We start from the raw sequence: 10,104 nt of genomic DNA on the forward strand, positions 1-10,104 counted from the left end.
AAAATTATGATACGCTTTTTAACCGTATGTTGTTGTTGGATTTCTTTTTCACTTTCGGCTCAAATTAAGTTTGAAGCGACTGTGAGTAAATCGACCGTGGCCTTAAATGAAAGGGTTCGAGTCGAATTTACAATGAACGAAGACGGCGATAATTTTGTTCCGCCCGACTTTGAATCCAGTGGTTTTCAAATTTTTTCGGGACCCTCGCAATCCATCCGAGAATTGTGGGTAAATGGTAGAGGGAGCTTTAATAAAACCTACACCTATTTTTTAATTCCTGAAAAAAAAGGGACTTTAACAATTAAATCGGCAGCGATTGAGATCAATAATCGAATTTACCGAACCAATCCAATAAAGGTACAGGTTACCAATGCGATTGATCCACGTAATGATCCCAATACCGCTCCCGTAGCAAAAAACAGTGCCCTTTATTTAGTAACGGAAGTATCCAACAGCAATCCCTATGTGAATGAACCCGTACAAGTGGTTCAGAAACTTTACTTTAATTTTAATACTGAAATTAGTGATGCGCGCGATATACAGAAACCGCGCTACAACGATTTTTGGAGTCAAGATATTGAAATTTCAATGTTTGAACCCGAAACTACGGTCTTTAAAGGAAACCGTTGTTTGTCTGTTATTCTCAAAAAGGCAGTGGTTTATCCTCAAAAGGCGGGTAAATTAGTAATTGACCCGTACATATTAGAAGTAGATTGTAGGATACCAACTGGACGCATGACTATTTTTGGAGAAGTGATCACAACCGACGATGTACGGCGCCTCACTTCGAGTGGAAAAACAATACAAGTAAAACCCCTTCCTGAAGCCAACAAACCGAAAAACTTTTCGGGTGCAGTGGGTCAATTTTCATTTCAAGCACTAACGAAAAAAAATACCATCAAGTTTGGAGAATCATTTGATTTGGCGCTAAAAATAACGGGGGAAGGAAATTTAAAGTTATTCCGATTACCCGCCTTAGAATTACCCTCGAATTTAGAAGTCTATGATCCAGAACATATTGAAAATGTAGTTACCCCTTTTAAAGGTATGACCGGGACAATAGCCGACCGTTATACGATTGTTCCTCAAGAACAAGGCATATTCTCCATCAAAAAATTGTCGTTTAGTTATTTTGATTTAAAAACCAAAACGTATAAAACCATTACATTACCCGATATTCTACTAACGGTTAATGATGGTCCTGGATTGCAGGCTAAAGGCCAAAGAAAAAATAACCGCGAGGTTGCAAAAGCACCCACTTTTGCGCCATTAAAAACGGATACCAAATTAAAGGATATTGGAACTGCAGATTTTTTAGGCTCCAGATTGTATTTTCTACTCTTATTTTTACCGCTATTAGGGATTCCAATGGCAGTATATATTCGAAAACGTATGGAAGAAAATGCGGCAGATATCGTGGGCAATCAGATTCGTAAAAATTCGGCATTGGCAAAAAAATACTTATTGGAAGCCGATAAAAATAAATCCGACAAAGCTGCATTTTATGTGGCTTTGGAAAAAGCATTGCATAATTTTCTGAAGGCCAAATTGCGAATTGAAACTGCAGAGATGCGTAAAGAGACCATTCAACAAATAATGAATGAAAAAGGTGCTGATGCAAGTACAGTTGCTGATTTTATTATGTTAATCGAAAATTGTGAAGTTGCGCGGTATGCTCCCTCATCGGCTAGCGTTATCCAAAATGATTATGAAACGGCTGTAAAATTGATTACCGAACTAGAAAAACAAATGGCATGAAAAAGTTGATTTTAGTTGTATGCTTTGGACTAGTTATTTCCTTAAAAGCCCAACCAACCTTAGAAATGGGGAATCAACGCTATGCCCAAAAAGATTATGCAGGCGCAGCGCAAATCTATGAAGCGATACTAGTGTCGGGTAAAGAATCGGCTGGATTACATTTTAATTTAGGAAATTGTTACTACCATTTACATCAAATAGCTCCCGCAATATATGCCTTTGAAAAAGCGCATCTACTGGATCCAACCGACGATGCTATTGCCAATAATTTAGATTTTGCACGTAAACGATCGTTAGACGCTACTCCCAATTTACCTTCAGTTGGATTTGAAAAAATAATGGTCAACCTCACAGAAGCATTACATTATGAGTCGTGGGCAATCCTATCAGTGGTTTTTTCAGGTTTGGTACTACTCTTTTTTGTAGGGTATTATTTAACAAAGAATACCCAACGTAAACGGATTTATTTTGCATTGATGAGCGGTGGAGTACTTATACTTTTAATAAGTGTTTTTGCTGGATTTTTTCAACGAAATTATATTCGAAATGAGCATCCTGCGATTGTATTTAAAGATAATACAAGTGTTCACAGATTACCAACTTATCAATCTGGTTCCTTATTGAAACTTCGCGAAGGAGCCAAAGTTTATATTACTGAAAAAAGCGGACAATGGTTATTAGTCAAATTAACCGACGAGCAAACAGGTTGGATTGAATTGAATGCGGTAAAAGAACTGAATCCTTAGGCGCCAATTTCTTTTTTAACTGTATCAAATAGATTTTTAACTACAGGGACCATTTCCATCGTTGTGGACTGAATGGGTTGGATAACATTGGAAGAATTAACTTGTTCTGGGGTTAAAATAGATACTTTTTCATTCGCTTTTAAAAATAAACTGAAAAAAAAGCCCAACATTAAAAAGGTGCGTAACCCGGCAAATGAAGCGCCAAATGTGTTGTTTAAGGGGCCTATTTTGGATAAATCTAAAAATTTAGAGCCTAACTTTACAGTAATATTTACTCCAATCAAAATAACAATAAAAAGCACCACCAGGGTCAACATTTTTGAAGATACCGCGGTAATTCCGAGCATTTCATTGATTATTGGACCGAACTTGACGGCAACATATACACCAATATAAAAACCTAAAATGCCCGCAATTTCCTTTAAAATTCCGTTTTTGTACCCTTTAAACATTGAAAAAAGGAGGGCAGCTAATACCAAAAGATCAAATACAATCATGATTTTTATTTTTTGGCAAATATAGGAGAAAATATAAGTTAGTATCTTTGTCCCTTGCTAAAAGTGTCGTACGGATTAGCTTTCATTTAAAACCAAATACTTTGTCAAGAGACGAACAATTAAAGTCCCGATGGGATACCGTGGTTAAATTACTTTCAGATCGTTTTGCAGAAGGAGACCCATTGGATTTGGATTCAATTATCTATTTGATTGGGATTCAAGAATTGGGAAAAATTAACCAAACCTTCCAAAAGGATGATAAAGTAAACTTAATGCATATTGCTATTTGCCGTTTATTAATGCCCTATGGTTATTACGAATTTGAATATGTTGACCGTGACGGGTGGCCCCATTACAAAGCAAAAGAAGCTCTACCTCCCTTAAAAGCGGGAGAACAAACCGTATTAATGAAAGAAGCCGTAGTAGGCTATTTTTTAGAAAATGGACTGATTGATTAATATTTAAATCGCTACCGTTCCATTTGTGAATGCTTCTTGATCAAAAAAAGCCAATGAAAAATACTTTTGGCTTACAAATAAATCAAGTGAAAACCCATCAGAATAGACATAATTATAACGGAAAACTTCTATTTTTGTACCTCAATTGAATGACGATGATTGATAAGATAAAGCAACATATTAAAGAGGCTGAAGCTTTTAACGACAAGAGCAAAGAAGCGTTGGAAGCATTTCGCATCAAATATTTAGGAAGTAAAGGATTATTAAAAGAACTATTTAATGAGTTTAAAAATATTCCCAATGACCAAAAGAAGGATTTTGGACAGGTCATCAATACCCTAAAAACGGTTGCTGAAGAAAAGGTACGTGCCATTCAAGAAGAATTGGAGTCCAAAGAAGAGTCCAAAGGATTGTATGGCGACTTAACTCGTCCCGGAGAACCCTTCCCTATAGGATCGCGACACCCTATTTCATTAGTAAAAAATCAAATTATTGATATTTTTTCTACCATCGGTTTTAATGTGTCTGAGGGGCCTGAAATCGAAGATGATTGGCATAATTTCACGGCATTAAACCTGCCTGAATACCATCCGGCGCGTGATATGCAGGATACATTTTTTATTCAAACAAATCCCGATGTATTGTTGCGCACCCACACTTCTTCGGTTCAAGTACGTTATATGGAAAACAACAAGCCTCCCATTCGAACCATTTCGCCGGGTCGCGTTTTCCGAAACGAAGCGGTTTCTTCGCGATCCCATTGTATTTTTCATCAAGTAGAAGGGTTGTATATTGACAAAGATGTTTCATTTGCCGATTTAAAACAGACCCTTTTGTATTTCACTAAAGAAATGTTTGGAAAATCAAAAATTCGCCTTCGCCCTTCGTATTTTCCATTTACAGAACCAAGTGCAGAAGTTGATATCTATTGGGGTTTAAAAACCGAAACCGATTACCGTATTACCAAAGGAACCGGTTGGTTGGAGATTATGGGTTGTGGTATGGTGGATCCTAATGTTTTGAAAAATTGTGGAATAAACCCCGATGAATATAATGGCTTTGCTTTTGGTATGGGAATAGAACGCATTGCGATGTTGTTGTATCAAATAAGCGATATTCGCATGTTTTATGAAAATGATGTCCGGTTTTTAACGCAATTTAAATCGAGTATATAAATAGAAAACCGCGTCTTGATAGGATTGCGGTTTTTTTACAGTAAAATAGAATTAAACCAATTACCCTCCCTCTTCGATGATTTCCTTTGAATTCAATCGAAGAATTAAAGCAGATGAAAGCAGATATTACAATCCCTAAAGTTGAAAATGTATTCTTGGCAGCAGTTCAAGAGTGGAATGACGAGTTTATGGATATGGTTTGGTATGTCTTTTTAATTAATGATTCCGACTATGATTTAGAAAGTGTAATGGTCGTATCAAAAGCATTTGGAACCCTTGATGGTGAAATGAAAAAAACTTCAATTTTACGCCATGCCTATGTTACAATTCCTGCAATTTCTGCTGTAAAAATAGAGCTAGTAGAAAAAAGTGTTTTGGCCTTGAATAATGAATTTATGGTGACCTATTTTATTGGGAATACGCTGTATGATAAAAAATTCATATTCCGTAAAAACACTATTAATGAAAAGGCCACCGAAGAAGTGCCTATTCTATGGAAACGGGGTGTGGTAGTGAAATAATTGAACCTGCTGACAACCTTTGGCTGTAAACAATTAGATACCGTTGATAACCAATTGAACTTTTTTAATCCAAAGGGCTAACAAAAAACTTAATTTAAGCCGTTTTAAGCGCGTTTGTTTTTGTTACTTGCATTTCCTTGAATTTACATCAACAGCTTCTAAAAACAAAAAAGACAGCTTTATGAGCTGTCTTTTTAACTATTCGTCTTTTTGTTTATTTTTTCACGATCAAGAATTCTGAACGACGGTTTTGTGCGTGTTCTTCTTGAGTACATTTATCACAAACGACTTTTGGTTCTGTTTCACCCATTCCTTTTCCAGAAATACGCGATGCATCTATACCTTTAGAGATAATGTATTGAACCGTGGCTTGTGCACGACGCTCAGATAAAATCATGTTATACTTATCACCTCCTCTACGGTCCGTGTGTGATTTAGCCAAAATAACCATATTCGGATTATTTACCATCACTTGAACCAATTTGTCTAACTCAAAAGCGCCTTGCTGTGTAATATTGCTTTTATCAAATTCGAAGAAAATCGGATTTAAAATAACTTCGGTTTCAGTAATAATAACTTCTATTGGGTTAAGTGGTGCTTTTACGTTGGTTTTTGGTCCTTTGCTTTTCCCAACAGGAAATGCATTTCCTTCAAATCCATCTTTAGAAGCTTGAATTGTATAGGTTTTATCACATTCTACACGATACGAAACCTCACCTTTATCATTAGAAATTTCGGTAGCAATTACATTATTTTTATCGTCTAAAATTGCAACTTTAGCATTTGCTAGAATTTCTCCCGTTTTTGCATTGGTTACCACAACCATAACATCTACACCACAAATTGGTGTTACAGATAAAATATCGTCATTTCCATTACGGTTACTTGATAAAAATCCGGTGTTTTTGTCTTTGTTGAATGTAAAAGCAAAATCATCTTTTTCGGTATTGATTGGTTTGCCCATATTTTCGGCAGCAGTACCTTTTGCCAAATCAATCATGTATACATCATAACCACCTAAACCTTGTTTTCCGCTAGAAGCAAAATATAATGTTGTATTATCATCTGCAATAAATGGGAAACTTTCGTTGCCTTCTGTATTTACATTTGCACCTAAATTTTCAGGAGTACCGAATGTCCCATCTGCATTAACAGCCACCTTCCAGATATCAACACCACCTATACTTCCGGGCATGTTTGATGAAAAATATAAAGTTTTACCATCACGGCTTAGCGATGGATTGCTAGTAGAATATTCTTTACTGTTGAAAGGTAAAGATTTGATATTCCCCCAAGTTTCTCCGGTCTTTGTAGCAATAAACAAATTATTTCTACTCAATTTCAAATGGTTTGATTTATCTTTTTCAAATGATTTTTCACGGAAAGAATCCGAACTAAAATACATCGTGTTTCCATCGGCACTTATTGTAACTGGACCGTCATGGAATTTAGTATTTATTTCTGCTACCAATGTTGGTTCAGCCAGAGTCCCGTTGTCAGAACGAACGGATTTGTAAACGTCTAGAAATGGCTCGTCTGTCCAACCATAGTTTTTGCGTGCACCATTGCGTGCACTTGTAAAATAAACATCATTAGTATATAAAACAGCGGCAAATTCAGATTTGTCAGAACTTAACGTTGTGTTGTCTACAGTATATTCTACACGTTTTCCTAAAATCTTAGGAACATAGTTAGGGTTTTCTTTAAATGTCTTTGCTCGCTGATCATTTGGAGCTAATGAAGCAAACTTAGCCATTTGTTTGTTGGCATCTTCATATTTCCCATTAGCTTTCAACATTTGTGCATAACGGTAATAGGTTTCTGCGTCTTGATCGGTTTCAACAGCGCGCGCATACCATTTAGTTGCCTCTGCTGTGTTGAACATATTGAAATAAATGTCTGCTAATTGTTTATAAACATAACCATCAGCTTTCCCATTATCAACTAATTTTTGATACTCAGCTGCTGCTTTTACATATTCAAAACGATTATACAATTTATCAGCCGCCTTTGTATCATTATTTTGCGCACAAATGGAACTGCTTATCGCTGCAAAACTTAATGCTATATATAGATTTCTCATTGTGAAATTGGGTTTAATTAGATTAGAAATAACGTGGAGACTGCGAAACTTTTTTCGGGAAGTTCAAGTCAAATAATAAAAATACCTCGTGTGAAGATGGAGTAGTTACTTTCAAATCAGATACAACTTGATCGTAAGCATAACCAATTCTTAGATTGGGCGTAATTGCATAGTTAACCATTGCGCCAAAAGAATCTTCTTTTCGATAAGTAGCGCCAATTTCAAATTTCTGATAAAACAAAAAGTTAGTAGACAAATCAAATGAAACTGGAGCGTTAAAGGCCGTTTTCACCATTGCAAATGGTTTGAATTTTACATTATCTGTTAAATCAAACACATATCCTCCTGTTAAAAAGTAGTGCATTGTTTCGGTACCAAATTGTCTACCATTGAAATCCAAATATTTAGATTTTAACATATTTGGAATAGATAATGCAACGTAATATTTATTGGTGTAATAAAATACCCCTGTACCAATATTTAAAAATGTTCGATTGGTATTTTGACTAAAAGCAGGGTCGTTAGGGTCAGGAACATTACCATTTCCAATATCAGAATATAATCCTACTTTGTGAAATGTAGCACCTCCTTTTAAACCAAAGGCCAAACGATTTTCACCACCTAAATTTAAAGTATAAGAGAAATCTCCATATACGTTAGTTTCCTCAACTGGACCAATTTTATCATTGATGGCAGACAATCCTAATCCAACATTTTTACCCGCTGGAGTGTGTAAGAAAAATGTTGCGGTTTCTGGTGAACCTTCAATGTTAACCCATTGCTTTCTGTATAACAAACCTCCGGACATCGATTCTTTAGAGCCGGCATAAGCGGGATTAATCACACTCATGTTGTACATGTACTGAGTGTAGTTGGGGTCTTGTTGCGCGCTAACATCCAAAAACGTCAGGAAAGCAAAAGCGGTTAGGAAATATAATTTTTTCATTGTTTAGAAATTTATCATTTATTATTTGTTTGTTATTTCACCTCTCTGTTGATGTAAATCCAACCTGTTTTGGTAGGTTGATTATCATTAAATTCGATTACGTAAAAATAGGTTCCGTCGGGCAATTCATTATTGTCATCGGATTGACCTATCCATTGGTTAGTATACCCAGATTTGTTGTACACTTTTGTGCCAAATCGGTTAAAGATACCTAAATTTTTCACATTCATTTGTTCTAAATTAAAGTAATCATTTAAGCCGTCACCATTTGGTGAAATCCCTTTTTGAACACCACAATAAATTGAAGTTAAAACAACTGTATTGTATTGTGTACATCCATCTTGATTTGTTACCGTTACACCAAATGTTAAAGGCAAACTCTCAACCAAAGGTGTAGAATTTAAATAGTCAGTAACATTGAATGTCGCATCATTAGTTCCCACAGGCGTAGCAATTGTTCCATTGATAATTTCCCAATTGAATTGCGCCGTAGCGATGTCAAATGTACCATTTATTGGTTTTACTTCTAACATGTAATTATTTCCTTGACAACCTGATTCGATATCAAAACTAAATGATGGAGTGAATACAACTGAACCTGAAGCACTTGAACTTGAACATCCTGAAGCAGTATCTGTAATTACTACACTATACGTTCCAGCAACAGTAGTAGTAAATGAATCTACATTGCCTGGATTTGCTGCACCCGATGGAACCGTCCATACATAGGTATAGGTTCCTGTTGCTCCTGAAGTTGCAGTAACCGTTGCATTGGTTCCATTACATATCGAAACATTGGAAACGCTAACTGTTGGAGCCGCATTTACAGTTACATTACCGCTTGAACTTGTACTTGTACAACCCGAAACCGTATTGGTAATTACAACGCTGTAAGTACCCGCAGCTGTCGTTGTAAACGAAGCTACATTGCCCGGATTAGTTACACCGTTTGGAACTGTCCAAACATAGCTGAAAGTTCCACTTGTACCCGGAGTTGCAGTTATAGTAGCCGATTGGCCTTGACAAACCGTTGAACTATTTACGGTTACCGTTGGATTTTGATTCACAGTTACCGTTCCGTTTGCCGCATTACTTGAACATCCAGAAGCAGTATCTGTAATAACTACACTGTACGTTCCAGCAATTTGAGTGGCAAATGAAGCTACATTGCCTGGATCTGTAGCGCCCGATGGAACCGTCCATACATAAGTGTAGTTTCCACTAGTTCCCGGTGAAGCAGTAACTGTTGCATTGGTTCCATTACAAGTAGAAACATTCGATATAGTAACTGTTGGATTTGGATTTACAGTTACATTGCCACTAGCGCTTGTACTTGTACAACCTGAAATTGTATTGGTAATAATAACACTATACGTTCCTGCAATCGTTGTTGTAAATGAATCAACATTGCCTGGATTGGTTACGCCTGTTGGAACTGTCCAAACATACGTATAAGAACCTGTAGTATCAGGTGTTGCCGTTACAGTAGCTGATTGGCCTTGACAAACGGTTGAGCTGTTTACTGTAACCGAAGGATTTTGATTCACAGTTACCGTTCCGTTTGCCGCGTTACTTGTACATCCAGAAGCAGTATCTGTAATTACCACACTATACGTTCCAGCAATTTGAGTGGCAAATGAAGCAACATTGCCTGGATCTGTAGCGCCCGATGGAACTGTCCATACATAAGTGTAGTTTACGCTAGTTCCCGGTGAAGCAGTAACTGTTGCCGATTGGCCTTGACAAATAGTTGAACTATTTACTGTCACCGTTGGATTTGGATTCACAGTAACTGTTCCATTTGCAGCATTACTTGAACATCCAGAAGCTGTATTCGTAATTACTACACTATACGTTCCTACAATTTGAGTTGCAAATGAAGCGACATTGCCTGGATCTGTAGCGCCTGATGGAACTGTC

Annotated in this window: 9 protein-coding genes; 5 read left to right on the forward strand and 4 right to left on the reverse strand. The window is 36.6% G+C overall.

The window, feature by feature from the left end:
• The first annotated feature begins 6 nt into the window (after positions 1 to 6).
• The gene (locus tag Q0039_RS05520; protein ID WP_297510323.1) at positions 7 to 1,758 is read left to right on the forward strand and encodes a BatD family protein; all 1,752 of its coding nucleotides are present in this window, start codon (positions 7 to 9) and stop codon (positions 1,756 to 1,758) included.
• Complete coding sequence (locus Q0039_RS05525) at positions 1,755 to 2,504, forward strand: tetratricopeptide repeat protein (RefSeq protein WP_297510326.1); 750 nt, start codon at positions 1,755 to 1,757, stop codon at positions 2,502 to 2,504. The genes Q0039_RS05520 and Q0039_RS05525 overlap by 4 nt, the downstream gene beginning before the upstream one ends.
• Here the strand turns inward: Q0039_RS05525 and Q0039_RS05530 are convergent.
• Entirely contained in the window at positions 2,501 to 3,001 is a 501-nt protein-coding gene (locus tag Q0039_RS05530) for a CvpA family protein (protein WP_297510329.1), read from the reverse strand. The two genes, Q0039_RS05525 and Q0039_RS05530, sit on opposite strands and share 4 nt — an antisense overlap.
• A 101-nt stretch (positions 3,002 to 3,102) precedes the next feature.
• Between Q0039_RS05530 and Q0039_RS05535 the strand changes: the two genes are divergently transcribed.
• The 3 genes from Q0039_RS05535 (at position 3,103) to Q0039_RS05545 (ending at position 5,155) form a co-directional block, all read left to right on the forward strand.
• Entirely contained in the window at positions 3,103 to 3,459 is a 357-nt protein-coding gene (locus tag Q0039_RS05535) for a hypothetical protein (RefSeq protein ID WP_297510332.1), read from the forward strand.
• A 155-nt stretch (positions 3,460 to 3,614) separates the two neighbouring features.
• Positions 3,615 to 4,634, forward strand: a complete 1,020-nt coding sequence (pheS, locus tag Q0039_RS05540) for a phenylalanine--tRNA ligase subunit alpha (RefSeq protein WP_297510335.1) — start codon at positions 3,615 to 3,617, stop codon at positions 4,632 to 4,634.
• 113 nt (positions 4,635 to 4,747) lie between these two features.
• The gene (locus Q0039_RS05545) at positions 4,748 to 5,155 is read left to right on the forward strand and encodes a hypothetical protein (RefSeq protein ID WP_297510338.1); all 408 of its coding nucleotides are present in this window, start codon (positions 4,748 to 4,750) and stop codon (positions 5,153 to 5,155) included.
• Positions 5,156 to 5,369: 214 nt separating this feature from the next.
• Here Q0039_RS05545 and Q0039_RS05550 read toward each other — a convergent pair whose 3' ends face one another.
• From Q0039_RS05550 to Q0039_RS05560, 3 genes are all read right to left on the reverse strand, one after another.
• The gene (locus Q0039_RS05550; protein WP_297510341.1) at positions 5,370 to 7,238 is read right to left on the reverse strand and encodes an OmpA family protein; all 1,869 of its coding nucleotides are present in this window, start codon (positions 7,236 to 7,238) and stop codon (positions 5,370 to 5,372) included.
• Between the two features lie 22 nt (positions 7,239 to 7,260).
• Entirely contained in the window at positions 7,261 to 8,184 is a 924-nt protein-coding gene (locus tag Q0039_RS05555) for a type IX secretion system membrane protein PorP/SprF (protein WP_297510344.1), read from the reverse strand.
• 32 nt (positions 8,185 to 8,216) lie between these two features.
• Positions 8,217 to 10,104, reverse strand: a 1,888-nt coding sequence (locus Q0039_RS05560; protein WP_297510347.1) for a gliding motility-associated C-terminal domain-containing protein, incomplete at its 5' end; no start/stop codon positions are given.

Origin of the sequence: Flavobacterium sp., from assembly GCF_027484945.1 — a bacterium.
In the GTDB taxonomy this organism is placed as follows: domain Bacteria; phylum Bacteroidota; class Bacteroidia; order Flavobacteriales; family Flavobacteriaceae; genus Flavobacterium.